Annotated in this window: 23 protein-coding genes and 1 pseudogene; 16 read left to right on the forward strand and 8 right to left on the reverse strand. The window is 44.5% G+C overall.

Features of this window, described 5'->3' with window-relative positions; translation table 11 throughout:
- The first annotated feature begins 23 nt into the window (after nt 1-23).
- From RJ47_RS05400 to RJ47_RS05425, 6 genes and pseudogenes are all read left to right on the forward strand, one after another.
- Nucleotides 24-1,398: pseudogene (locus RJ47_RS05400) on the forward strand (sensor histidine kinase).
- A gap of 48 nt (nt 1,399-1,446) precedes the next feature.
- Complete coding sequence (locus tag RJ47_RS05405; RefSeq protein WP_038134409.1) at nt 1,447-1,734, forward strand: Bor family protein; 288 nt, start codon at nt 1,447-1,449, stop codon at nt 1,732-1,734.
- Nucleotides 1,735-2,077: 343 nt separating this feature from the next.
- Nucleotides 2,078-2,545 (forward strand): GNAT family N-acetyltransferase, encoded by a 468-nt coding sequence (locus RJ47_RS05410; protein WP_039482275.1) that lies wholly within the window; start codon nt 2,078-2,080, stop codon nt 2,543-2,545.
- 243 nt (nt 2,546-2,788) lie between these two features.
- Entirely contained in the window at nt 2,789-3,262 is a 474-nt protein-coding gene (locus RJ47_RS05415; RefSeq protein WP_039482208.1) for a hypothetical protein, read from the forward strand.
- Nucleotides 3,263-3,266: 4 nt separating this feature from the next.
- Nucleotides 3,267-3,791 (forward strand): RDD family protein, encoded by a 525-nt coding sequence (locus RJ47_RS05420; protein ID WP_052237919.1) that lies wholly within the window; start codon nt 3,267-3,269, stop codon nt 3,789-3,791.
- Between the two features lie 108 nt (nt 3,792-3,899).
- Nucleotides 3,900-4,121 (forward strand): VF530 family DNA-binding protein, encoded by a 222-nt coding sequence (locus tag RJ47_RS05425; RefSeq protein WP_005472135.1) that lies wholly within the window; start codon nt 3,900-3,902, stop codon nt 4,119-4,121.
- 44 nt (nt 4,122-4,165) lie between these two features.
- Here RJ47_RS05425 and RJ47_RS05430 read toward each other — a convergent pair whose 3' ends face one another.
- Nucleotides 4,166-5,500, reverse strand: a complete 1,335-nt coding sequence (locus RJ47_RS05430) for an MFS transporter (RefSeq protein ID WP_039482211.1) — start codon at nt 5,498-5,500, stop codon at nt 4,166-4,168.
- Between the two features lie 149 nt (nt 5,501-5,649).
- Here RJ47_RS05430 and RJ47_RS05435 point away from each other — a divergent pair, with 149 nt between their 5' ends.
- From RJ47_RS05435 to RJ47_RS05460, 6 genes are all read left to right on the forward strand, one after another.
- Nucleotides 5,650-6,174, forward strand: a complete 525-nt coding sequence (locus RJ47_RS05435; protein WP_039482214.1) for a hypothetical protein — start codon at nt 5,650-5,652, stop codon at nt 6,172-6,174.
- A 340-nt stretch (nt 6,175-6,514) separates the two neighbouring features.
- Nucleotides 6,515-7,516, forward strand: a complete 1,002-nt coding sequence (locus RJ47_RS05440) for a metal-dependent hydrolase (protein ID WP_039482218.1) — start codon at nt 6,515-6,517, stop codon at nt 7,514-7,516.
- Between the two features lie 9 nt (nt 7,517-7,525).
- On the forward strand, nt 7,526-8,065 hold the full coding sequence (locus RJ47_RS05445; RefSeq protein ID WP_039482221.1) for an isochorismatase family protein: 540 nt from the start codon (nt 7,526-7,528) through the stop codon (nt 8,063-8,065).
- A gap of 334 nt (nt 8,066-8,399) precedes the next feature.
- Nucleotides 8,400-8,984 carry a hypothetical protein gene (locus RJ47_RS05450; protein WP_039482224.1) on the forward strand — a complete coding sequence of 195 codons (585 nt, stop codon included), beginning with the start codon at nt 8,400-8,402 and terminating at the stop codon, nt 8,982-8,984.
- 320 nt (nt 8,985-9,304) lie between these two features.
- Nucleotides 9,305-9,775, forward strand: coding sequence for an RDD family protein (locus RJ47_RS05455; protein ID WP_039482227.1), 471 nt, complete (start codon nt 9,305-9,307; stop codon nt 9,773-9,775).
- A 131-nt stretch (nt 9,776-9,906) separates the two neighbouring features.
- Nucleotides 9,907-10,710: a phosphotransferase gene (locus RJ47_RS05460; RefSeq protein WP_039482228.1), complete on the forward strand. Its 804-nt coding sequence runs from the start codon at nt 9,907-9,909 to the stop codon at nt 10,708-10,710.
- Between the two features lie 306 nt (nt 10,711-11,016).
- Here RJ47_RS05460 and RJ47_RS05465 read toward each other — a convergent pair whose 3' ends face one another.
- Both RJ47_RS05465 and RJ47_RS05470 read right to left on the reverse strand, forming a co-directional pair.
- Nucleotides 11,017-11,499, reverse strand: coding sequence for a peroxiredoxin (locus RJ47_RS05465; RefSeq protein ID WP_039482231.1), 483 nt, complete (start codon nt 11,497-11,499; stop codon nt 11,017-11,019).
- A gap of 347 nt (nt 11,500-11,846) precedes the next feature.
- Nucleotides 11,847-12,422, reverse strand: coding sequence for a hypothetical protein (locus RJ47_RS05470; protein ID WP_039482233.1), 576 nt, complete (start codon nt 12,420-12,422; stop codon nt 11,847-11,849).
- A gap of 330 nt (nt 12,423-12,752) precedes the next feature.
- On the opposite strand from RJ47_RS05470, the gene RJ47_RS05475 reads away from it, so the two are divergent.
- Nucleotides 12,753-13,274: a GNAT family N-acetyltransferase gene (locus RJ47_RS05475; protein ID WP_039479529.1), complete on the forward strand. Its 522-nt coding sequence runs from the start codon at nt 12,753-12,755 to the stop codon at nt 13,272-13,274.
- 264 nt (nt 13,275-13,538) lie between these two features.
- Here RJ47_RS05475 and rplY read toward each other — a convergent pair whose 3' ends face one another.
- Nucleotides 13,539-13,817: a 50S ribosomal protein L25 gene (gene rplY / locus RJ47_RS05480; protein ID WP_039482236.1), complete on the reverse strand. Its 279-nt coding sequence runs from the start codon at nt 13,815-13,817 to the stop codon at nt 13,539-13,541.
- 382 nt (nt 13,818-14,199) lie between these two features.
- Between rplY and RJ47_RS05485 the strand changes: the two genes are divergently transcribed.
- Both RJ47_RS05485 and RJ47_RS05490 read left to right on the forward strand, forming a co-directional pair.
- On the forward strand, nt 14,200-14,928 hold the full coding sequence (locus tag RJ47_RS05485; protein WP_039482237.1) for a glycosyltransferase family 2 protein: 729 nt from the start codon (nt 14,200-14,202) through the stop codon (nt 14,926-14,928).
- Between the two features lie 17 nt (nt 14,929-14,945).
- The gene (locus tag RJ47_RS05490) at nt 14,946-16,214 is read left to right on the forward strand and encodes an LssY C-terminal domain-containing protein (protein ID WP_039482240.1); all 1,269 of its coding nucleotides are present in this window, start codon (nt 14,946-14,948) and stop codon (nt 16,212-16,214) included.
- 84 nt (nt 16,215-16,298) lie between these two features.
- Here the strand turns inward: RJ47_RS05490 and RJ47_RS05495 are convergent, their stop codons facing one another.
- From RJ47_RS05495 to RJ47_RS05505, 3 genes are read right to left on the reverse strand one after another with little or no spacing between them, the layout of a single operon-like run.
- The gene (locus RJ47_RS05495; protein WP_039482242.1) at nt 16,299-17,639 is read right to left on the reverse strand and encodes an ATP-binding protein; all 1,341 of its coding nucleotides are present in this window, start codon (nt 17,637-17,639) and stop codon (nt 16,299-16,301) included.
- A complete protein-coding gene (locus RJ47_RS05500) occupies nt 17,629-18,288 on the reverse strand; it encodes a response regulator transcription factor (protein ID WP_005472004.1) in 660 nt (219 codons plus the stop codon). Before RJ47_RS05500 ends, RJ47_RS05495 begins: the two co-directional genes overlap by 11 nt.
- A gap of 1 nt (nt 18,289) precedes the next feature.
- Nucleotides 18,290-18,661 carry a PepSY domain-containing protein gene (locus RJ47_RS05505; protein WP_223300419.1) on the reverse strand — a complete coding sequence of 124 codons (372 nt, stop codon included), beginning with the start codon at nt 18,659-18,661 and terminating at the stop codon, nt 18,290-18,292.
- Nucleotides 18,662-18,869: 208 nt separating this feature from the next.
- Between RJ47_RS05505 and RJ47_RS05510 the strand changes: the two genes are divergently transcribed.
- Nucleotides 18,870-21,227, forward strand: a complete 2,358-nt coding sequence (locus tag RJ47_RS05510; RefSeq protein ID WP_052237920.1) for an EAL domain-containing protein — start codon at nt 18,870-18,872, stop codon at nt 21,225-21,227.
- On the opposite strand, the gene RJ47_RS05515 is transcribed toward RJ47_RS05510, so the two are convergent.
- On the reverse strand, nt 21,224-22,963 hold the full coding sequence (locus tag RJ47_RS05515) for a DEAD/DEAH box helicase (protein ID WP_039482246.1): 1,740 nt from the start codon (nt 22,961-22,963) through the stop codon (nt 21,224-21,226). The genes RJ47_RS05510 and RJ47_RS05515 overlap by 4 nt on opposite strands.
- Nucleotides 22,964-23,003 lie beyond the last annotated feature (40 nt).

The raw sequence follows: 23,003 nt of genomic DNA on the forward strand, positions 1-23,003 counted from the left end.
CTGACCTTAATAAGAGAATTTTGATGCGAAGGATGTACTTGGAATCCATACTTGGATTGATGACTTGTTTTTTCATTGGCGTTTTTGCCTATGAAATCACCATGTACGAGATGACGACGGACCACGACTATTTACTAAAGGATTATGAAGCGGCTGCGCATCAACAACTTCTGCAAACCATCGCCAACGCGCAAGGCATAGAAGCGGCGCAGCAAAGCATGAAAGAGTTTGCACAGCTGTCGAAGCTGTCTCTCTTTATTTATTCGCCCAACGACAGTTTGCCAGACGAGGTAAAGCATTACTTTTCTGGCGGATTTGATATGCCTATCTTTCATGATGAAGAGCGAGAGCTGTGGTTTAAAATAGCGGGCTCAGACGCGACTTATCACTACCTCCCTGATGATGAAAACCCCATTCGACAAAATGCAGACCTGCAAAATGATATTGTCTGGATGTTTTTTATTGCCAGCTTCATCTTGTATAGCTTGTGTCACCTGCTGGTGATTTTTTGGCGGGTGAAAAAGCTCGAAACCGCAACACTTAGCTTCGCCCAAGGTGAACTTTCTGCTCGTGCAGAGACCGCATCAGGACGTGCAATTGGCTCACTAAACCAGTCATTTAATCATATGGCGGATCGCATCCAAAACCTAATCGACAGCAACAGAGCACTGACCAATGCTGTGGCTCATGAACTGCGCACGCCAGTGTTTCGGATTCAATGGCAGGCAGAGTTGCTCAAAGATACCAACTTGGATGAGGAGCAAAGGCAGACAATCGACAGTATTGTTGAAGATACTGAAGAAATGGAAACCATGGTTGATGAGTTGCTCTGCTACGCTCGGCTTGATAGCCATCGTCTTGAGCTTACTAAGACGACGGTTGATGTGAGCGAACTGCTAAGCAAAGGTAACGTACGCTGGAATAAAGAGACGCAGCTTCAACTCTCGATCCAACCCGAGCAGTTTGCGAGTAACGTATCCATATTTGCCGATGAAAGATTGCTAAAACGCGCACTCGACAATATTGTGCGTAATGCGATGAAGTTCGCCGATCAAAAGATCCTTATCGAGTTTGAGAAGCAAGCGCAAGCGGTCACTGTATCGGTTCATGATGATGGACCAGGTGTTGATGAAGAGCACATTGCAAACCTATTTGAACCGTTTTATGTAGGAAGCAAAGCGCGAAACAAGGCGAAAAGTGGGCATGGGCTTGGTTTGTCGATTGTTCATAAAATATGTGAACAACATGGTGGCAAAGTGGAAGTTGGGCGCAGTGCGTTATTGCAAGGTGCAGAGTTTAAACTAACGTTCCCTGTTTTGTAATGATTTCAATGACAAACCCATACAGTCACTCGCAGAACAATTTGCAATAATCCTCTCCGTCGCTAAGCAGGGTTAAAAACTTTGCTGTTAGCGTTCAAGATCGATATTGAATTTGGAGAGAACAATGAAGAAAGTAATGATTATCGCAGCCTTATCTGTTTTGGCTACCGGTTGTGCGCAGCAGACATTTGTTATGTCAAAAGAAGAAACGTCTAAGCCGGCAACCACACAATCACATCACTTTTTCATTGACGGTTTAGCTCAGAAGAAAGAAGTAGACGCAGCAGGTACCTGTGGTAGTGCAGACAAAGTAGCAAAAGTTGAAGTTCAAAAAACATTCGTTAACGGACTTCTTGAGTTTGTGACACTAGGCATTTACACACCACGCGAAGCTCGAGTTTACTGTAAGTAATCGACTTAATCGGTGAAATTAATTGGCGCGCAGACCTCTGGTTTAGCGCGCTTTTTTGTTCTTGCCAGAAAGACAATCTTCCCTCCCTTAAATACGGGCAAGCGCTTTTGCTAACCAGCATGGGGATTAAGCCTCTCTCTGACCCAGATATCAGCTGGCATTGATTGGTTAACTGAATAAACCAAGATAATCAGCGTTAGCTTGGATTTCTGAATGATACTTTTGATGTGCTTAAAGGTTGCGAATACTATCCCTAGTCAAAATGGCCTCATGGCTTCTCGCTGGTGGCCATCTAATCACGATGAGGCTAATGGCTTCTAATGAAATGTATGTGGAAAACAAAATGATAAAAATCGAAAAACTCAGTTGCGACCAAAAGGAAGAGGTAAGGAAAGTAGAACTCGCGCAAGAACAGATCAAGTTTGCTGGTACCGCGGAAGAGTTTCTTTTGGATGACTGCGAAACCACGCATTTACACGTGATTAAACACCAAGAACATATTGTCGGTTTCTTTAAGTTAGACGTTGCCTATTCGGATAACTACGAGTTTTGCCCCAGTGGCGCGATTGGGCTTCGCGCATTTGCGGTTGATAAAAACTACCAAGGCAAAGGAATTGGCACGAAAGCTGTTGTTGCGTTACTGGCTTATTTGAAAGAAAACTACGCCAGCTATCACTCGATTTATCTCACCGTCAACTGCAGGAACCCGCGTGCGTTTTCTTGTTATCAAAAAGCTGGTTTAGAAGATACTCAGTTGCAGTATCTTGGTGGAGAAGCTGGGCCTCAACATATTATGTGTGCAGCTTTTTGATTATTGGAACATAGGCATATTTTATATTGCTCTTGGTGCTGCAAAGCTCTCTGTTTGGAAAGCAAAGCACCAAATGGACGTTTATCCTGAACCCAATATAAGTCTCTGTTATATAGGCACTAAATGTATTTACTTTTTTATTTGCGTGGCTTATAAATCTCGCCTTAATTATTATAAAATCGAATTAACTGGGTGATAAACACTGAATTGCTCAGTTATGCAGTTAGGTTAGGTCTATAAATAATGAAAAACGTCTCTTTTGTACTTGTAAGTCTTGCATTAAGTGGCTGTGCCGCCAATGAAATCGAACCCAAACAACTACCAGATGTCAGTGAAGAGCAATTGTTGGGATCTTGGCTGTGTCAGGATGATTCTTTAGATGCGACTGTTACAGCGACTTACTTTTCCGATGGCCGTTTTACGATGAGTGCTACATTTGAAGAAGTCATCGATAAGTCACAAGAACCGGTTTCGTTGACAGTGAAATCTGCAGGAGAATGGTCTATATCAGGGCATCAGCTCAAGTCGGAGTCATCAAGTAACGAGGTTGTCGCCAACAACCAGAAATCGAATTTTGTCGCGTACGCAATTAAGCGCAAGGTGCCAGACTCACATACTCGCTTAGATGATTTAGAGTTCCATGCTGCGAATAAAATGCGAATGATATCAGTCAATGGTGGCGAGACGTTGGATTGTCAATTAACGTCGGCGGAGTAAGGCAATGGATAGCGCGCAGACAACTGAGAAAAATGATGAGATAGGGGAGTCAGGTACGACTCCCGAAACGGTCCTTGCCTCTCGTTGGTCGCGTTTTTGGGCTTGGTTGATAGATAGTTTAATTACTATTATTTTCGTCGTACCCGTTTATATCTATCTTCTCCCCGAGGATCTAGAAAACGCGAATGGGTCCCCCCTATTATCGCTTCTAATATTAGCCTACTCGGGGGCAATCTATCTGCTTTTGCATGGTTATCTGCTCCATAAGTATGGGCAAAGCATTGGAAAAAACGTGTTCGAAATCGCCATTGTGACAATGGAAAACCAGCGAGTGGGTCTACCAAAGCTGATATTAAAACGTTGGTTACCTTTGGCTATCATTTCTTTTTTGGGCCCTATTGGGAGTTTGTTGATTATCATCAATATTCTCTTTATTTTCAGAAAGGATCGCCGCTGTATTCATGATCTCATTGCCGGTACACAGGTAGTTTCTGTTGCTAAAAAGAAAGAGCTCGTGTTGACAGACTAAACGACCTTTTCCGTGGGCATTGCAAAGTTCATCTGAGATAAAACGTCGAACAGAGCGGGTCTAATCTGCTACCATAGCGGTTTAGAGCCGTTCGTCAGGAGTCTCTTTATGAGCCAAGAACAACCCAATAACCCCTTACATGGTCTGACTTTAGAAAAAATTCTTGTTCGCTTACAAGAACACTATGGTTGGGAAGGGTTAGACGCCGAAATCCAAATCAACTGTTTTTATAACAACCCTTCAATTAAGTCTTCGCTCAAGTTTCTTCGCCGAACGCAATGGGCGAGAGATAAAGTAGAAGCGCTTTATATCGATACCTTCTGCAAATAGTACCTTCTCGATCTGAAATCTGCCCTGTGAGCGTTTTGGTAACGCTATCTGAATATCGCCTCTTTATTGTTTCTGATAATGAAAAAGGCGCTCACAAGGATAAACAAAGCTGCGAAGTAATAAGTGAAAGCGGAGAGTGAATCCAAAAACGCGGTGTGTTGTTCAATCTCTTGTTCGGAATAGTTTTTTGACAGTAGTTTGTAGTAGTAGGCATATAGCATACCGATTGTTCCGTAGCCAATGTTGAACATGAGTCCTTTGAAGCTAAGAACCGTTGCACGATTGTGTGACTCGGTGTTTCTGTTTAAATGGTAGCTGATGAAGATATTCATCGTCATTGTCAGATAGATCAACGCAAGTGCCGGGAGCAAGCCGAGAATTGGCCAGCCTAAACTAATCAAATAGTAAGTGGCTAGAGTCAGTAACCCCATGCCTACAAGGAAGACTCTAGGTTCAGTACGTTCTGCTAGTTTTCTGCTTTGGCCGGCAAGTAGAATTTGCAACACGCTGATCCCTGCGTCAATTAAACCAAAATAAATGATCGGGATATGAATCGCGAGATAGTACTGGCTATTCATCGTCAAAAACATGCGTGACGTGTGCTCGAATAAGCTGTAGTAGAGCAGTATAAATAGCACAACAGGTGTAGAGAGGACCCACTTTCCGGTATTTAGCGTTAACTTCAAACTTGCCAATGTTGAATTTGTTGATTGATGTGTTTTCGGTGACGTTTTCGGTTCTTCTTTCATGCTAAAAGCGGAATAAATCGCAACTAAAGCAACAAATAGCGTGGCGTAGACAGGCGTTCGCATAATATCTTGGGTGCTTTGCGGTTGATCCCATCCAAAAAATCCATACAGAGCCGCCATAAAATTAACGTCATACATTGCTGCACCAAGCAAAGTCACAATAATCCCGACTGTAGCGGAAATACGCAATTGCAGTTGCAAGACATGCGGCCAAGCATCTTCTTTGCCTTGCTCTTTTAATGTGTCATACGCGAGGGCTTCATCCGCGCCGCTTGCCAGTGCCATCGCCAGTCCACTCAGCACTCGGTTGACCAGAAAGACATAAAACACCAGTGTAGCGTTTCCTGTCGGAACAAAGGCGATCATGGCAATTTCGATGAACATCACCAACGAAGATAGGACGACAAGCTTTTTGCGCCCGAGGGTATCGGCAAATGCGCCAGAGGGAACTTCGGCGATGACGATGGTCGCAGCCCAAACCACATTGAGCATAGCGAACTGAGAGAGCGTGAGTCCGTAATCCAAATAAAGGAGCGTAAATACCGGATAGTAAAAACGGGCAAAGTAACTGCTTCGAAACATCAAAAAGCAGCGAACGTTGTTAACGAGCAGAATTTCCCTAACTGTCATGTGTTGCCCCTGTCTGTTCCATAAAAGCAAGGTTCAAATCAAGTTGCGAAATAGACATCATTAGATACAAAGAGCTTTTGATTGCTTCGAGTGGATTGCCTATAATTCTCACCTTGTAATAACTATAGCCTTATTTGAATCAGTTACTTATGCCTTTCTTTCTCATTATCGCATTACTGATTGCGATGTTTTTACTTATTACGTTCTATTTTTATCACTACAACAAGAAGAAAGCTCAGGAGCAAAATGAGAAAAAATCACTCAGCTCTCGAGTTGAAAAGCTGAAAAAACGCTTCAAGGCTAGCCTCAAGCCGTTGACTCAATCGGGCTGTTTGTCCCAGAAAGAGAGCGATGCGTTATATCGCATTGCAAACTACTATTTTGTTTATCAGACGATGACGCCAGAGAACGTTGCTCACTATGAGCAGTTAACCAGTGATCTGCTCAATGTAATAGAGGTGGATGTTTTGGCCTCATTGAGTCGCGATGAAGACGCCGCGGAGTTTACTCAAAACGTCCTGATGAGCTTAGTGCAGTCGCTACCTCCGCGAGTGGACGGTTACACGGCTGGCTTCTATCGCAATGATTTACCAGTGCTAACTCAAAGACTCAAAGATTCATTTGCAAATTCGGCTGACGAGTCCGCCTCTCATGATCAAATGCTAACTGAGTAGCACGCGCGTCTATTATTTAGTCCACAGCGCTTTAGATGACGCTGCTTAGATTGAAACCGCACATAGAACAGCGCAGTACCACTGCGCTGTTCCAATCATCGAGTGAGTCACTTACCCCATCAATCCTTTCTCTTCGGTTCTTTAGCCTTCCATCTTAGGTGAAGGTTTTAAGCCTTTGTTTTGCTTTTCTTCCTCGCTAATTCGCTCTGCGTGGGGCAAGGCTTCAGATTCCTCTATTTACGTATTCTCTGCTGCGCGTCTATGCTTTGAGAGAGAAGGCATGACACCTGAATATGTCGCGAGATTTTTGCATATTACACACGATAGATGAGTAGATTTGATGGATCCACTAACACAAGGCCTAATTGGTGCTTCGTTACCCCAATCTGTGGGTAAAAAACAGCACGTAATTGTCGCTGGCGCTCTTGGAATGTTGTCTGGAATGGCGCCAGATTTAGATGTCCTGATTCGTTCTTCTCAAGACCCACTACTGTATTTGCAATACCATCGCCAGTTTACCCACTCATTACTCTTCATACCCATCGGCAGTATGCTTTGCGCGGTTGTTCTGTACCCACTGTTTGCTAAGCGATTCGGTCTGTCGTTTGGTCAAAGTTGGTTATATTGTGCTTTAGGTTTTTCGACTCACGCTTTGCTGGATGCTTGCACAAGTTACGGCACTCAGCTGTTTTGGCCTCTGAGTCAGCAGCGTGTTGCGTGGAGCAATGTCTCTGTTGTGGATCCTATGTTCACGTTGCCTGTCTTAATCTTGGTTGCCCTTGCTGTATGGCGGCGTAGCCCAGTGTTCGCACGCGCCGCTTGCGTTTGGGCGCTGGTCTACCTCTCATTAGGGGGCATTCAGAAACAACGTGTCGAGCAAGTTGCCTGGCAGTTAGCAACCGAGCGCCAGCATTCTCCTATCCGGCTAGCAGCCAAACCCAGCTTTGCCAACCTTTTGCTTTGGAAAGTCGTGTATGAAACCGACGACGAGTTCTACATTGACGCGATAAGAGCTGGCGTGAGCACAAAAGTCTATCAAGGCGAGTCCGTTCAGAAGCTCGATATAGCACGAGATTTCTCTTGGCTTGATTTGAGTTCTCAGCAGGCCATTGATATTGGTCGATTTGCTCATTTTTCGAATGGATACCTTGCTGTGGAGCCTAACAATCCAATGCGAATCATGGATGTGCGCTACTCTATTGTGCCAAACCAAATTAACCCATTGTGGAGCATTCAGTTGTTACCCAATGCAAGTAAAGAAGATCATGTCCAATATGTTGTAGAGCGAGAGAGCACGGCCGATTCGAGACGTTTGTTTTACAAGATGATACTGAATAACTAAGGATGGAATATGCTTTCAAGAGACAACACTGGGCTTATCATTGTTGACGTACAAGGCAAACTTGCGCGTTTGGTTGAGAATAGCTCGCTGTTGATAGCGAACTGTGAAAAATTGATTTTGGGTGTGAAAGCCCTCGATATGCCTATCGTATTGCTTGAACAAAACCCCGAAAAACTGGGTCTTACGGTTGAAGAGGTTGGGCGACACCTAACTCATACCGCTGCCATCACTAAGTCCACTTTCAATGCTTGTCAGTCTCCCACGTTTTTAGAAGCCGTTCAGGCGGTGAGTGTCGATTCTTGGTTGGTCTGTGGTATTGAAGCTCACATTTGCGTATATCAAACTGCGAGAGGGTTGGCGGAACTTGGGTATCATGTCGAGCTTGTTAGCGATTGTATTTCTTCACGCTCAGCGACGGATGTGCGGCTCGCCATTGAACGATTAATGCGGTGCGGTGTTGAAGTCACTGGATTGGAAATGTGTCTTTACGAACTTGCCAAAGATTGTCGAGATCCCGCATTTAAGCCCATCCTTGGTTTGGTGAGATAGCTCGCAGTTTTTAATTATCGTGAACGCTCATCTTAGGTGGAATATTAAAAGTCACCGACGCCTAATCGCGTTAGGAATGAACTGGCTTTAAACGAAAAGTACTGACCGCTTTGCTATAAATTCACCCTGCATATGTATTGGGTTGGTTGTATTCGCGCGCCCAAAACCAGAATTGGATCAATATCGGTCAATCAAGAATCGGCTTAAAATGGACCGCCAACTTTTGGCAGTTTGCTTTTAGGTGTCGCTTTAGTATTTTGCGGTGTTATATCTAGTCACAACTTTGCGGTACGACTTAATCACGAAGCCGTTGAGTTTATGGTGTGAGGAAGGGATGAAAAGCGTCAAGTATGATGTTCCTGAGGGAGAGGAATGGAAGGCGGCAATATTGTTAATTCACGGGACCGCTCCAATCTATTACGACGGCACAATTCCTGGTTGTTCAGCTGATTACCAATTAGGGACTATGCCTATTTATGACATGTTAACGTACGAATTAAATCAGCGCTCTTTTTGTACCGTTCGGTATTTAAGAGAGGGTGTATATAAAAACCAAGTAAATTGGGAAGAGTACATCAAGGTCGATCATTATCAAATAGTAAGTCAAATTGAAAATATCGTGAAAGAAATGCCAAAAAACAAGCCCAAAATACTGTTTGCTTTTAGTGGTGGAAGCATACATGTTTCCCAATTAGATCTGTCAAAAATAGATGGTGTCGTTATTGTGGGGGGGCTCTGTACCAACCGTTTTCACAACGCTGCCTTAAATGTGAGAAATAAAGACGAATGGAAACGCTTCCAAGAAGAAATCGAGCGTTTTAGATTGCTGTCAGAGGAAGAGATAGACAAAATCAACAAACCGAATGGTGACGGTCCGCTGAAGCGCTTTTGGCAAGAAGCCATGCTGAAAGATAATTGAGTCAACTTCCAAAAATATGTGGACTTGCCGATTCTGATCCTTCATGGCTCTAATGATTCTGAAGTTCATAGAAGCCAAGCTAGCATGTGGAAGGCGCTGCTACCTGTGCACAATATAAAGTATGTTGAAGTTGACGGCGGTGACCACTTTTTAAATACGCCCAAGGAATCAGGAGCATCCATTATTTCTCGCGAGCTAGACGTTTGGAGTGCGGAGAACAACCTCATATAGCGAGATAGCCATAATGATTTTTAGTGTGGCTGAGTTAGTGACACTTTAAATTGATATTTTGCCTTTTTTGAAAATAGATAGGAAAACACATGGAATTTAATAATCAGTATGAATATGCAGGTTTTTGGGTACGATTTGGTGCAACAATTATAGATTCAATTCTATTTCTTATGTTGACCATGCCATTACTTTATTGGGTATATGGCAGTTATTACTTTGAGTCTGATAGTTTCATTATTGGTGGTTGGGACCTATTACTTAATTGGGTATTTCCTTTTATAGCGACAGTACTATTTTGGATTTATCGTTCTGCGACACCAGGAAAGATGGCATTGAAATTGAGAGTTGTGGATGCAAAAACGGGTGAGCCTTTATCAACCAGTAAATCTGTTGTGAGATATTTGGCTTATTACATTAGCACCATTCCTTTGTGTTTAGGCTTTGTCTGGATTGCGTTCAGCGGAAAGAAACAAGGTTGGCATGACATGATCGCAAATACAGTGGTCGTTAGACCAAAAGACCATGGTGTCGAAGCTGTTGCATTTGAAAGCCGCACTTAATAAATGGCTCAGCATGACCATTCAGCGCTAGTGATGTCGAGTTGAAGGTTGTGTCAAATAGGTATCAGTAAGGTCAATAATTCGCCTTGCTGACACCTTAATGGCGCGTAGAAAGATACATAAGGATAATGATGGAAGAACTCAAAGGTGGACGAGAGGGGCAAATTTTTCGCTCTGATAACAAAATTTACCGACCACGAGGAGCGTGGTCTGAAACAGTACATCGTTTACTGTCACACATCGTAGAAAATGGTTTCAATGCAGCTCCGAAACCACATGGTTTTGACTGCAAAGGTAATGAGATCGTGTCGTATGTCGTTGGTGATGTTTTTAATTATCCCCTGAAAGGACATATTGCTACGACGGAGGCTCTGGTTTCTGCCGCTAAACTGCTTAGCTCGTATCACGATGCCTCTCGCACATTTTTATCAACACACTCGAATGAGTCACTAGTGTGGAAGCTGCCGAGTCGTGAACCCAGAGAGGTCATCTGTCATGGAGACTATGCTCCTTACAATGTAACGCTCGTTGGTTCAGAAACCGTCGGGATTATTGACTTTGATACCGCGCATCCAGCGCCGAGGGTTTGGGATATTGCGTATGCTGTTTACTGCTGGGCGCCATTCAAAACACATGAATCTGATGCAATGGGCAACCTAGAGTCGCAGTCTTTGCGAGCTAAACAGTTTTGCGATGCTTACGGGTTGCTTGAAGCAGAGCGTGAGCGGTTAGTCGAGACAATAACAGATAGGATTCAAGTATTAGTCGATTACATGTTCAACGAAGCCGACGCCGGCAACGCAGCATTCATTGAAAATATCGCAGACGGACACCACTTGGCTTATCTCGCTGATATTCAATATCTCAACAGCCACAAGCAGTATATTGAAGACGTTTTGATTGGAGAGCGTTTTGTTAGAGAAAATGGGCGGTAAAGCTTGGATGTGAGTCAAAAGTTCAAAGATGTGGAAACAATATGGACTTTAACTTTGAACAATGGTGTTTGGAAAGTCCCCAACATTGAAAGTACTTCTATGACGATGGATTATGTTAATGAAACCAATTATTTGCCCAAAATCGAGACGACGGTCGTCAGTGTTCTGAGAGCCTAACAGAGCGTAGCTCGCAATGCTCAATGCTTTAGATTTCAATTCAAGTTAGGTTTTCTATGTAGAGTATGGTTGTTTTTCTATGTTCAAAGAAAAGGGTTCAGAATGAAACATCCGGAACCCTTACAGCTCTTAAGATAACTTTAGAGCAGCTAAAATAGTTTCAGCTCTACTTGCTTCGAATTGCTTGGGTTCTTCAACATTCAATTGTGTCACCACACCATCTTCGATAATCATTGCGTATCGCTGTGAGCGAATTCCACCGAATGTAGCCGTATCCATTTCAAGGCCTAGAGCTTTAGTAAAGCTAGCGTCACCATCGGCCAACATCATAATTTCTGTGGCATTCTGCGCTTCTCCCCAAGCTTGCATCACAAAAGCATCGTTGACTGATACACACGCAATGATATCGACGCCTGCCGCTTTAATTTCGTCAGCAAGTACAACGTATCCTGGTAAATGAGCCTCAGAACATGTTGGCGTAAATGCACCTGGCACAGCGAAAAGCACCACTCGCTTGTTTGCAAAAAGCTCATCTGTGTTGTGAGTTACCATTCCTTCCTCGCCCAGTTCGCTGAGAGCTGCTGTAGGTATTGTTTGGCCTTTCTTGATCATGTGTACCTCCATTTTTAATTTGCATGAACAGTCTAACTGCCAAAGTAAATAGGGACCACCCACAGAAAACAAGGGTATAGTGGGAAGCGTTTCTGTTTTATGGTCAATCGTTCCAACACCACGACCATCAATCCCGCCACTTCCAATATGTGAGTCGTTGTAAAAAGGTGGTATTCAATCTTCTCGTCTTGATGCTGTTTGATAATTAGAGGGGAACTATTCTTTATGCGTCCTTAGCTTGTTTTTCATTGATCGCAACACAGTTAAAACGCTGAACGCAATCGTATTCAGCGCTGCAAGATTTGGCAAGAAAACACAACAATAGACAGTATGAAAGGCATTATGGTTTATTCACAATACTCCTCCTTGGCGTCTAGTAGTGTCGAGACGGAGCCATCAAGCAAGCGGTTGTAGGCAAGGTAGGCCATGGTGCGAGCTTTGGTATTATAGGTGAGTGCCGTGATTGAATTTGAGGTGTTTGTTGCGTCTCTAGCCGACATTCCTATAAAATTTTGACAAGCGATTACTTTGTCATATTTACGACTAATTTCATAAGCCTTGTCGATGTTGGACTCAGTAGCTTCACTAAAATCATAGTATAAGTTTTCTTGAGTTTGTCTTGCATCTTGCTTTAACGCGTTACGTACCGGCTCTGATACCTCCAGAGCATTAATGAAAGCTTCGATATCGTCTCGAATGCCATCATCATTTTCATCTGGGCCTGGAAGCGAGTCGCTTCTATCGAGTAAATGCTTATATCGTCCGTAAAGCACACCAAATTGTTCATCAACGGTTTCTTTAGATTGAAGTAGAGCAGTTAATTCTGGGGTTTTCTCTATTTGGGTGGTGCCAGTATGAGGGCGAGGCGATTCTTCTTTACAGCCTATAAGAGCAAGCATCAATATTGGAGTAATGTAGCGCATGTCGTTGGTTTTCCATTTTATAATTATAGATCTTGGTATTACGTATGAAGCGAGCCAGTATAATAATATTGAACGTATTTGGGGCTTAATCAGATAAAAGAACCTAAGAATATATGCAATATCAACGGATGTGGAATGAGTAGTACGCAATAATTATATTGGTTCTCAGTTTTGGTTTGAAGAGTCTGAAAACACGTAGATAACAAAGCATGGAAAATTCAGTTTAAGTTGAGTTTGCCATGCGCAATAAGCTAGGTTTGGTGGTTGACGTTGTTTACTATTTAGCGCGGTGTTAATTTACACCAAGAGTCGGGAATTATGGTGGAATAGATGAAAGTAGGAATAAGACCAGCAAAGAAAGACGAACTAGAATCTCTCCATTCTTTGATTACGTCAAATGATGAATGGATGAAGTTTAATGGTCCTTACTTTCCGTATTGTCACCCATCACTAGAACAGTTTGAACATTCATCATTTCAGCGTTTGCTGGCTGGCTCAGACTTACAATTGATCACTGTTAACGATATTCCAGTTGGAACGGTGAGTTGCTATTGGGAGTGTGAAGAAACACGTTGGCTTGAAGCTGGTGTAGTTATTTACGATGCACAGTATTGGGGGAGGGGAATTGCTGCGCTTGCTCTACCTCTATGGGTTTCGTACTTATTCGACACTAAAGAAATCGAGAGGGTTGGTTTAACAACTTGGTCGGGTAATCCTCGAATGATGTCTTTGGCGTTGAAATTGAGTTTTCAACAAGAGGCAAGACTTAGAAAGGTTCGTTACTACAATGGTGAGTATTATGACTCCATCAAATATGGCATGTTAAGGTCGGAGTGGTCAGAGCGCACCTAGTCTCAAGTTTGAAGTGCGATCCTGAATGCAGGTGCACGTGAACTGATACTACAACCATCTGCCTCGATTAGTTCAGAGACGTTTTCTTCTGATACCAATCTTAGCAATGCCTGTTGAGTCCCTAACTTATTGATTGCCCAAAAACGGTGAAACCCCGATGTTGGTAGCATCGGGGTTTCGAATTTTTAGATGTCTCGGTTGGTAAGTCCGATAATCTTTATGCAAAAGGTTGGATTAAATCCGAATTATTTCCTTGGTAGGGAATTAGATGCGGATGAAGTCCATGTGCTCAACTTTTGGCTTGAACGCGTGACGTTGAACGTCTTGTGGCTTAACTTTAACTTCAGCGCCGTCGATTACTAGAACGATACCTTCGTAGAACTCAGGCTTGTCCATTTGGTTAACAACGTCATCGTGGTTAAGAACGATAGAAACTGCTGGTTCTTCACCGCCGTATACAACTGCAGGGAATTTACCAGCGTGACGTAGGCGGCGGCTCGCACCTTTACCTAGTTCAGTACGTACTACTGCTTCAAATTTCATAGTATTTACTCTCAAATATGAAAAAATTTAAATTCACATTCAGCGATGCGACCTCGCTCGAATGTGCTAGTCGCTTCAGAGTAATTGGTAGTAACTCTATAAGCGAGCGCGGATACTAACACTGTACGGGGGTTCAAGCAATAGATAATCATGCTAACGGAATATCTTTTGGGTAAATCTATTCAATTAGTTAGCAAGAGGTTGTGGTTATTGTTCGTCGTGCTGAATTTATGAGCGCAAAGTCAGCCAAACCGCGTTATTTTGAAATTGGGCGTTGGCCTCATAAGTGAATCGAATCTGAATGGCTTTCTCACGGGCGGTTAAGTCTACCTTGGTTAAATTGTTTATCAACAGCACAACAGTTTAATGAAAGGGTATCGCTATGGAACAGTTAAGTATTGTCATTATCACACTCAATGAAGAGAAGCGCATTGGTCGCTTACTCGAAAATCTAAGCCAGCAAACGTATAAGAATTTTGAAGTCATTGTCGTTGATTCAAACAGTGATGACGCCACGTGCGATGTCGCTAAAGCTTACAGCAACGCTTTGCCGAAGCTAACCGTACACAAAATGGCGGGGCGCGGTACCAGTTTAGGTCGCAATACAGGGGCGGAGTTGGCGCAGTATGAGCGTATCCTGTTTTTAGATGCGGATGTCCAGTTAAGAGCCAACTTCCTTCAAGAAGCGATGATGCAATTGGATGAGAAGAAACTTGAAGTTGCAGGTGTGTTCATGGGGGCCAAAGGCTTACCACTGATTCATAAATTAGGCTACGGATTGTTCAATGTCGGTTTATACCTGACTCAGTTCTTTTTCCCGACGGCAGTGGGCGCTTGTATCTTCTCGACTAAGCGTGTGCATAAAGAAATCGGAGGGTTTGATGAAGAAATCGTCTTATGTGAAGACTGTGATTACGTCAAACGTGCCAGTCAAACTTGGCGATTCCGCTTTTTAAATCTTACCTTTGGCTTTGACCCACGCAGGCTGGATCAAGACGGCGTCTTTAAAATGGGTTACACCTATTTATCTGCCAATGTTCGTCGATTCATCTTTGGGGAAATGCGTAAAAACGAGATGAATTACCAGTTCGGTCACTACAAAGAGCAATAAGCGTTAGTGGTGACGAAATGGAAGGCGTAGTTAGTCTCTTTTTTGGGGCGTTAATGGATGCGTTAATTGGCCCCAATTTGTTTGTACTCGGTGAGCCATTTCTATTGGCCGCTGGGTACCAATTGCATCAAGGCATCGTTACTGGTGTGTTGGCAGTATTGTTGGGCGGGTTGATTGGAGATCAAGCCAGTTACTTTATTGGTCGTCGATTGGGTAAACCCGCCCAGAGAAAACTACTCAACTGGCAACCCAAAACGAGAAGGCCCATCGCGCGCTGTCGTCATTTAATGGCGACAAAAGGGAATGCAATTTTGGTGTTTGCTCGCTTGCTTGGACCTGTCGCTTGGGTTGTTCCGTTTATGGCAGGGACGCAGCAGATAGGCTGGAGACGCTTTTCGTTTTACTCATCTATTGGGCTATTACTGGGCGTGGGTCAGTTCGTTTTCTGGGGCTACTTGTTGGCGTATGGTGTCGAGAAGTTTCCACTGTTAAATGAAGCAAAGACGTTTCTGATAGAGCACAAACTATCTCTATATGCTTTGGCTGCAACAGGGCTGTTTTATCTCGTCGCGAGGGCGTTCAACTGGCGCTATAAAGCGAGTGCGTCTATTGCTGTTCTCATGGGGTCAGCCCTGGTTGCGAACTACCTGCACTTTTTTCTCTACTCAGACGACTTTTTGCAGGTTGAGAAAACAGCAGAAAAATCGAATGATATTGCGTATGTTGAGCTTAGTGAGTTAGAGCTAAAAGCGTACCCCGGGCGGTCATCGGTGTTCGATGCCCAAGCGGTCAATGTTATCTACTATGGCGAGAACCCAAGGCAAATAATGCTTGATTTGGGCTGGATTGAGAACCAAACTTTCTCGCGTAATGATCTAGAGCTGGAGGATTATCTATCTTTGCTCAAGCAGAATACGCCGCCAGTCTCGGATCTATTTTGGAACGGGGTGCCACAAGAGATGGCGTTTCAACTGCCAGGAAATTTGCTAAAACGTAGCCATATTCGTTGGTGGAAGGGAGGGGTTGATCCTCAATCAGAGACGCTGTTTTGGGTTGGTGCGCTGAGCTATGACAATGGCCTGCAACTTACGCCTTACTCAGGTATTGTCACTGTTTTACACAGCATTGACCCTAACGTTGATAGTGAAAGAGATCGCTTAGAACAGCAGGTCCTATCGACGCAGACAAGCCGAGTAGCTCGACTGCAGACATTGAGTGAACCAATCGAGTTTGACGAAGAGCATGATTATTATTCGGATGGGCGGGTGTTGATGTTGAGTGAGTGAAGGGTAGCTTTCGCTCAACTCGCTTTGCCATGGTGTTTTCGAGTGAAAGATCCAAGTGCGATGCGAACACGCATCGCATTGCCTTTAACTTGATAGCTTGAGATGAAGCACCGCTTTTAGTCCACCCATCGAGCTTCTCTCTAGCGTGAAATTGCCGCGGTAGCTGTGGGCCATTTCGCTAACAATATTCAATCCGAGCCCGGTTCCTGGGGTTGTCTCATCTAATCGCACACCGCGTTTGATGACTTGTTCGAGTTTTTCCTCGGGGATGCCACAACCATCGTCTTCGATAATGATGTCGATTTCTTGATTCGGGTGTGTCACTGAATGAACGCGAATGATTGAGCTTGACCACTTGTAGGCGTTTTCCAATAAGTTACCAACCATCTCATCAAAGTCGGTGTCTTCGACGGCAACGACAAGCTCAGAGTCGATTTCATTAATCAGTGTCACGTCTCGATGCGCGTAGACTTTATCAAACGCGAGTGAAATGGCGTCAATTCTCTCTGACGGGTTGGTTTTCACTGACAAAATATTTTTTGAACCGGCCATTCGAGCGCGACCAAGATGGTAATCAATTTGGTGCTGGATTTGGCTTACTGGGTCTTGCAGTCGATCGCGAATGTCTTGTTCAGACGTACTGATCTCGTTTCTTAGTACCGATAGCGGTGTTTTGAGCGCATGTGAAAGGTTGCCTGCGTGGTGACGGGCGCGTTCAAGCAGTTCTTGATAGTGGAACAGCAACGCATTCAAGTCGAGCACGATAGGGGCGACTTCGCGTGGGTATTCTCCATCTAGGCTTGCTTTGTCTCCAGAACGTACTTGCGAGAGTTCTTTGTGCATTTTGGTAAGGGGGCTAAGAGACCATTGGACCTGAATCACGATGATCATGAGAACGCCAAAATAGAGCAGGGCGAGGATAACCCAAAGTTGGCCCATAAGTTCGGCAACGGTGTCTTCGAGCGGTTGTTCATCAATGCCGATTAACACGTCAATTGGACCGTCATATTCGGGGAAGTAAAGTGACGTTTCAATATAAATTAGACGCTCATCGCGTGCGCCTAGTGCGTGTTTTTCCCCTTTATCAAAGGTGATTTTTTTGTCCCAAAGCGAACGTGAACGAAGTTGATCTGCCGCGTTGTCAATAGACCAGTAGAGGCCACTGTAGGGGCGATTGAATCTTGGGTCGGAAAGGGGAGTCGCTAAGGTCAGTTTGCCGCTTTCATCGACTTCGATAGAGGCGGATAACTCATCAAGATAGAGAGAGAGCTGTTCGTTGGTCGAGTCCAACATGTAGCTGAACACCTGTTTGGGTACCGTTACGCCCGCAGCGATGACCATGGCAGTTAACCAAACAACGGCCGCCAATACGAGGCGGCGTCTTAAGCTGAGGCGTTTCAGCGGGTAACGTATCTTATTCAGCATTCAATTGATATCCCAATCCTCTCACTGTTTTGATCACTTTAGGCGCAATTTTCTTTCGAATACGACCAATAAACACTTCGATGGTATTGGAGTCACGGTCAAAATCTTGCTTATAGATATGCTCCACCAGCTCGGTACGTGAGATGACCTTTTCAGGATGGTGCATGAAGTAAGCGACAACCTTAAATTCAAGAGCGGTGAGGCTGATCGCTTGCCCTTGCCACATGACTTTAGACGTGCGGGTATCAAGGCTCAAGTTACCATTTTGAATAACAGGAGAGGCATTGCCCGAAGCGCGGCGAAGCTGAGCACGAATACGAGCAATCAGTTCGACCATTTCAAAGGGTTTGGTTTGATAGTCGTCGGCGCCAGCATTCAACCCTTCAACGCGTTGGGTGAGTGTATCTCGCGCACTGAGGATGATGATGGGGGTGTTGATGTTTTCATCACGAATGCTTTTCAGTACCGTTAGCCCATCAAGCTTGGGTAAGCCTAGATCAAGAACGATCGCTTCCCAGTCTTCTGAGGTAGCGCGATAGAGTGCATCAATACCATCCGTTGAGAGTTCTGGCGTCCAACCGTTTTGCTCAAGGGCTTCAACGATCTGTTCACCTAGGCGTGGTTCATCTTCTACGACAAGTATCTTCATATTATTGATCTTCTAGATTCTTAAGGGCTTTTTTGAAATGGCGGCCTTTTATCAGCAGCATTTCGAGAGTTTCCGCATTATATTCAACTTTGATGATGTTGTTTTGGTGATTGATCTTCAGCTCGTAAACCCAGATGTCGTCATCTTCTTCCAACTCAACTTCTATGATGCGTCCTCGCAAGTCGCGTTCTACAGCGGCATACATTTCAGAGAAAGGACGAATAACGCCTTTTTTGACGGCGTCATACACTTCATCTTGATCTTCTTCAAACTCAATTCTGGTTCCGGGTTTGTGCACATCTTGCACTAGCTCGTGGCCGTTATGGTCAGCCGCTATACAGCTGAAACTGGATAGAGAAAGTAGGCTAAGCATCAATGGAATGGAAAGAGATTTCATTTGGCGCACTCTCAATAGGTTGAATAGTCACAGTGTAAATGAACGAAGATGAATGGTGAATGAATAGTTGCCGTGCGGTCAAAACTGCTCCGCTTACAAAGCCTTACTTACTCTTAATATTGATAAGGATATCATCGTAGGGTTTGTATATTCGGTGTTAATTTATTAAAGCGGGTTTTACTCAATGGTTAGCAGGTTACTGGTTCTGTTTACGCTGTTTTCTAGTCTAGTGTATGCGGGCGATGGTAAGACAACATACACGTTGTTAGATGTCGACTATCGTCTGTTTGCGTCCAGTGAGCCCGCTGATGTAATTGCACAATCATCGAGTGAATATTTCAGCAGTGGCGTCATGTGTCGACCCAGTGCCAACGAGTCTTGCTGGCTTGAACTCTCCACCGCGGATGATGGCTTTGGTGATTACAGCCTTATTTTGAAAAGTTTGTCCTCTCGGGAAGGGGATATCTATTTTGTCCATCATTCGAAAATTCGGCATAAACAGCGATTTGACCAATACCGCACCTTAAACTTGGAACGTAAATGGCCCTATGAACGGGTGTTGCTAAGGTTCGATACCGGAAAATCAGTCAATGTCAGTACGATATTTATGCCCAACACTGTGCTGGCGAAAAAACTCATCGTTAATAATGGTATTGCACTGGCGATTACTTTGTTTATTTTTGCTGTCAGTCTGTTTTATGTGTTGAATGTCTGGCGAGTAAAGCGCTTTCAATCCGTCTATATTCTTCTTTACTCGGTTTCGTTTCTTCTGTTCTACATCTACAACTTTGGTTTTATATGGGATGGGTTGGATGAACTGGGCGTCTACATTCACCGATTCTTTGTTAGCCCTTATTGGTACGTTGCGTATACCGGTGCGCTGACAAGTTTGTATCTAATGATTGTCAGTGCAAGTGGTCTCCAAACCAATCATAGCCATTTCGCGATGTGTATAGGGATAGTGGCGCTTCAGGTTGCGATTATCTATTTTTCTCTGTTCCCCATATATTTGGTGATCAATAACACTTTGTTGGCGGCGCTTTCACTGTGTTTGTTGCTGAATGAGAAGAATATTAAGCATAAGCGCTATATTTTGTTTTGCTATCTGGTCTGTTTTCTCTCGTCGTATATGGTGGTGGAAACCTCGCTATCGCAGTCTAGGTTAACGCTTTATTTTTATGAAGTTCAGTTGCTGTTTTTCATTTCTCATATGTTACTTATCTTGATCTGTATTTATGAGCTGTCAGAGCTGAGAGTGGTTAATTTCGGTGATTATAAGAAGCTAAAGTCTTCGTCCATTCAAGACTTTATGACAGGGCTGCCGAATCGAAAGGCGATCAAATACAAGTCGAAGCTGCCAAACTCAATGTGTTTTTACTATATCGATGCAGACAAGCTCAAATTCACCAATGACACACAGGGGCACCATGTCGGCGATCGTATGTTGATTGGCTTGGCAAACCGAATCAAAGCGATTGCGGAAGAGTGCTTGGGTGAGGTCTATCGTGTTGGCGGCGATGAATTTGTGCTTGTGACGGCCAAATCTGCATCCGATGCGCTGATTCAATCGCAACAAGAAGTGGCACATGGAACGGGAGATGAACAGTGTTTTCAGTTTAGCTTCGGACGTTACCGGAGCGTGCCGGGTGAATTGGTAGAGGACAGCATCTACAAAGCGGAGTACTGCTGCCGTAAAGCCAAGCAGTTAAAACGTCGTTTTCAGGATTGGTGTGACCAAGATGAGTTAATGCTTTACTCATTGCCAAGCTTGAGGATAGAAGCCATTAAGCTGATAGAGTCTGACCGATTGGTCTGCTTTGCTCAGCAGATTGTTTCTCATTCATGCTCAGAGCAGCGCTACGAGCTGCTATGCCGATTGAAACGAAGCGGCCAACAAGGGGAGTTTCATTCTGCTGGTCAAGTTCTGGATATTGTGGCGTCCCATGGGCTCGAAAAAGAGCTCGATATCAAGATGCTTGAGTTTGCGCGCCAGTTTTTAACGCAGCATGATAATTTATACCTGAACTTAAACTTTTCGGTAAAAACCTTGTTTGAACCGCATGTGCTTGGATTGATCGAGCAGTTCCCACAGTCGAGTGCAAGGCGATTAACCATAGAGGTGACTGAGCAAGTATTCTATCGAGCGGATGCCAAATTTAAGAGTGTGGTGGCAAAGCTAAAAGCACTCGGTGTCGCGATTAGCCTAGATGATTTCGGTTCGGGGTACTCTTCCTATTCCATCTTGTCAGAAGTACAGTTTGATATGATTAAGATCGATGGTTCGCTGATCAAAGATATTCATCTCTCACGCTTTAAACAGCATATGGTGAAATCTATGGTCGAGTTAGCATCGATGGACAATATACGTTTGGTTGCCGAGCGCATAGAGCTGCAGTCTGAACTCGACACCCTAAAGCGACTTGGCGTCAAATATACTCAAGGGTATTTACTGCATAAGCCAGAATTGGCGTCATACCGATTCGATAGCATCGCCCATCAAGCGCATGAGACAACATGCGCGTCACAGTGGGTTGTGAACTAACCAGCAAGCTCATCGGTGAAAATTCTGTCTCTCAGTTTCCAGAATCTACCCACCTTACGAGCGATGATAAACTGAGGCAGACGGAATCGATGCTGGTTGTTGACTACCTTGGTCGGTGATGCGTCATCAAACGGACGGTGTTTATCCGCCAAATGAGGACGAACAAACTGGTCTTTAAAGCGTTGCTTTTGGTTCTTGGTGGTCAGGGACCAAAACTCGTGAACTTGCGCCTGATTGTCGCCAATGTACGTGACCTTTAGGCTGCTTTTGCCTTTCTCGTCTTTGTGGACGGCTAATGTCATGTCTCGGCATTCAAATACCAATGCGTCTTTTAAGTTCAGTGCCTCTTTGAGTTTCTTGTCCGGGTCAACCAGCGTGGCATCGCACTCGTGACAAATACGTGCTGCAATGTCGTTATCAGCGCCGCATTCCCCGCAATACTTGGCGCGAAAACGGTAGTTACAATGCTCTCGTTCCCCCGTTTCTTCGTCTTCAAAAAAGCCTTGGCATTTGCGACCGAAATGCTCGATCAGAAAGCCATTGCTGTCTAATTTTCCCCAGAAATTGTTGTTAAAACCGCAGGCAGGGCAAGGGATGGTAATGATTTCGCTGTCGGAGTCCGGCTTCGCGTCGCCGACTTCCGGTTGATACAGATCGTAGCTGTTTCCGGCGTAGTCGAGGACCAAGCACTCTTCTTTACCCGGAGATAAACGAAGCCCTCGCCCGACGATCTGTTGGTACAAACTGATGGACTCGGTAGGTCGCAAGATAGCAATCAGATCAACGTGAGGGGCGTCGAACCCTGTCGTTAACACAGAGACGTTGACTAGGTACTTCGTTTTGCGCTCTTTGAAGCTTTGAATGATGCTATCGCGTTCAATTGTCGGCGTGTCACCAATCACGAGGGCAGTTTCACCTTCTGGAAGTAATCCGTAGATTTCTTGTGCGTGCCTAACGGTGGCGGCGAAAATCATCACGCCTTGCTTGTCTTTAGCGAGGTGGATGATTTGCTCAACAATCTGAGGCGTAGCGCGCTTGGCTTTATCAATCACCATATCCATTTCGGATTCTTTGTAACGTCCGGTAGAGGCGGGAGTTAGCTGCGAGAAATCGTAACTCAACACAGGCGCATCCATCATTCTCGCGGGCGTTAAGAACTTCTCATCGAGCAAATAGCGGATGGGCAGCTCGAAAATACAGTCGCGGAAAAACCTTGGCTCTTCGGTGCGTACCAAGCCGCGAGTATGGTATTGATATATCCAACCCATCCCAAGGCGATAGGGCGTGGCGGTAAGTCCAAGTACTTTGATACCAGGGTTGAGCTCTTTGAGGTGACCAATCACTTTTTGGTAACTGGTGTTTTTGTTATCTGGGACGCGGTGGCACTCATCAATCACCAGTAGAGAGAACTGGTTCTTGAATTCGTCAAGATTCCTCACCACCGATTGAACGGAAGCAAATACCACCTGTTGATCGGTTTCTTTGCGTCCCAAGCCCGCCGAATATATCGCGCCTTTTAACCCATAGCCTTCATACTTTGCATGGTTTTGTTCAACCAGTTCCTTTACATGGGCAAGCACAAGAACGCGCCCTTTGGCTAAACGCGCCAACTCTGCGATCACAAGGCTCTTTCCGGCGCCGGTCGGCAACACAAGAACAGCAGGTGATGAGTGCTTACGAAAGTAATGAATAACGGCTTTGACGGAGTCGGCTTGATAGGGGCGAAGTGTATACATAAATTGTGTGAAATAGCTCAACTATTTGTGGCAGTCGCAC

Source organism: Vibrio sinaloensis (genome assembly GCF_000808535.1).
In the GTDB taxonomy this organism is placed as follows: Bacteria; Pseudomonadota; Gammaproteobacteria; order Enterobacterales; family Vibrionaceae; genus Vibrio; species Vibrio sinaloensis_D.

Bases quoted from the DNA above. Each gene is read 5' to 3' on its own strand.
- RJ47_RS05405 (WP_038134409.1), top strand. From the start codon at position 1,447: ATGAAGAAAGTAATGATTATCGCAGCCTTATCTGTTTTGGCTACCGGT.
- RJ47_RS05410 (WP_039482275.1), top strand. From the start codon at position 2,078: ATGATAAAAATCGAAAAACTCAGTTGCGACCAAAAGGAAGAGGTAAGG.
- RJ47_RS05415 (WP_039482208.1), top strand. From the start codon at position 2,789: ATGAAAAACGTCTCTTTTGTACTTGTAAGTCTTGCATTAAGTGGCTGT.
- RJ47_RS05420 (WP_052237919.1), top strand. From the start codon at position 3,267: ATGGATAGCGCGCAGACAACTGAGAAAAATGATGAGATAGGGGAGTCA.
- RJ47_RS05425 (WP_005472135.1), top strand. From the start codon at position 3,900: ATGAGCCAAGAACAACCCAATAACCCCTTACATGGTCTGACTTTAGAA.
- RJ47_RS05430 (WP_039482211.1), bottom strand. From the start codon at position 5,500: ATGACAGTTAGGGAAATTCTGCTCGTTAACAACGTTCGCTGCTTTTTG.
- RJ47_RS05435 (WP_039482214.1), top strand. From the start codon at position 5,650: ATGCCTTTCTTTCTCATTATCGCATTACTGATTGCGATGTTTTTACTT.
- RJ47_RS05440 (WP_039482218.1), top strand. From the start codon at position 6,515: ATGGATCCACTAACACAAGGCCTAATTGGTGCTTCGTTACCCCAATCT.
- RJ47_RS05445 (WP_039482221.1), top strand. From the start codon at position 7,526: ATGCTTTCAAGAGACAACACTGGGCTTATCATTGTTGACGTACAAGGC.
- RJ47_RS05450 (WP_039482224.1), top strand. From the start codon at position 8,400: ATGAAAAGCGTCAAGTATGATGTTCCTGAGGGAGAGGAATGGAAGGCG.
- RJ47_RS05455 (WP_039482227.1), top strand. From the start codon at position 9,305: ATGGAATTTAATAATCAGTATGAATATGCAGGTTTTTGGGTACGATTT.
- RJ47_RS05460 (WP_039482228.1), top strand. From the start codon at position 9,907: ATGGAAGAACTCAAAGGTGGACGAGAGGGGCAAATTTTTCGCTCTGAT.
- RJ47_RS05465 (WP_039482231.1), bottom strand. From the start codon at position 11,499: ATGATCAAGAAAGGCCAAACAATACCTACAGCAGCTCTCAGCGAACTG.
- RJ47_RS05470 (WP_039482233.1), bottom strand. From the start codon at position 12,422: ATGCGCTACATTACTCCAATATTGATGCTTGCTCTTATAGGCTGTAAA.
- RJ47_RS05475 (WP_039479529.1), top strand. From the start codon at position 12,753: ATGAAAGTAGGAATAAGACCAGCAAAGAAAGACGAACTAGAATCTCTC.
- rplY (WP_039482236.1), bottom strand. From the start codon at position 13,817: ATGAAATTTGAAGCAGTAGTACGTACTGAACTAGGTAAAGGTGCGAGC.
- RJ47_RS05485 (WP_039482237.1), top strand. From the start codon at position 14,200: ATGGAACAGTTAAGTATTGTCATTATCACACTCAATGAAGAGAAGCGC.
- RJ47_RS05490 (WP_039482240.1), top strand. From the start codon at position 14,946: ATGGAAGGCGTAGTTAGTCTCTTTTTTGGGGCGTTAATGGATGCGTTA.
- RJ47_RS05495 (WP_039482242.1), bottom strand. From the start codon at position 17,639: ATGCTGAATAAGATACGTTACCCGCTGAAACGCCTCAGCTTAAGACGC.
- RJ47_RS05500 (WP_005472004.1), bottom strand. From the start codon at position 18,288: ATGAAGATACTTGTCGTAGAAGATGAACCACGCCTAGGTGAACAGATC.
- RJ47_RS05505 (WP_223300419.1), bottom strand. From the start codon at position 18,661: ATGCTTAGCCTACTTTCTCTATCCAGTTTCAGCTGTATAGCGGCTGAC.
- RJ47_RS05510 (WP_052237920.1), top strand. From the start codon at position 18,870: ATGGTTAGCAGGTTACTGGTTCTGTTTACGCTGTTTTCTAGTCTAGTG.
- RJ47_RS05515 (WP_039482246.1), bottom strand. From the start codon at position 22,963: ATGTATACACTTCGCCCCTATCAAGCCGACTCCGTCAAAGCCGTTATT.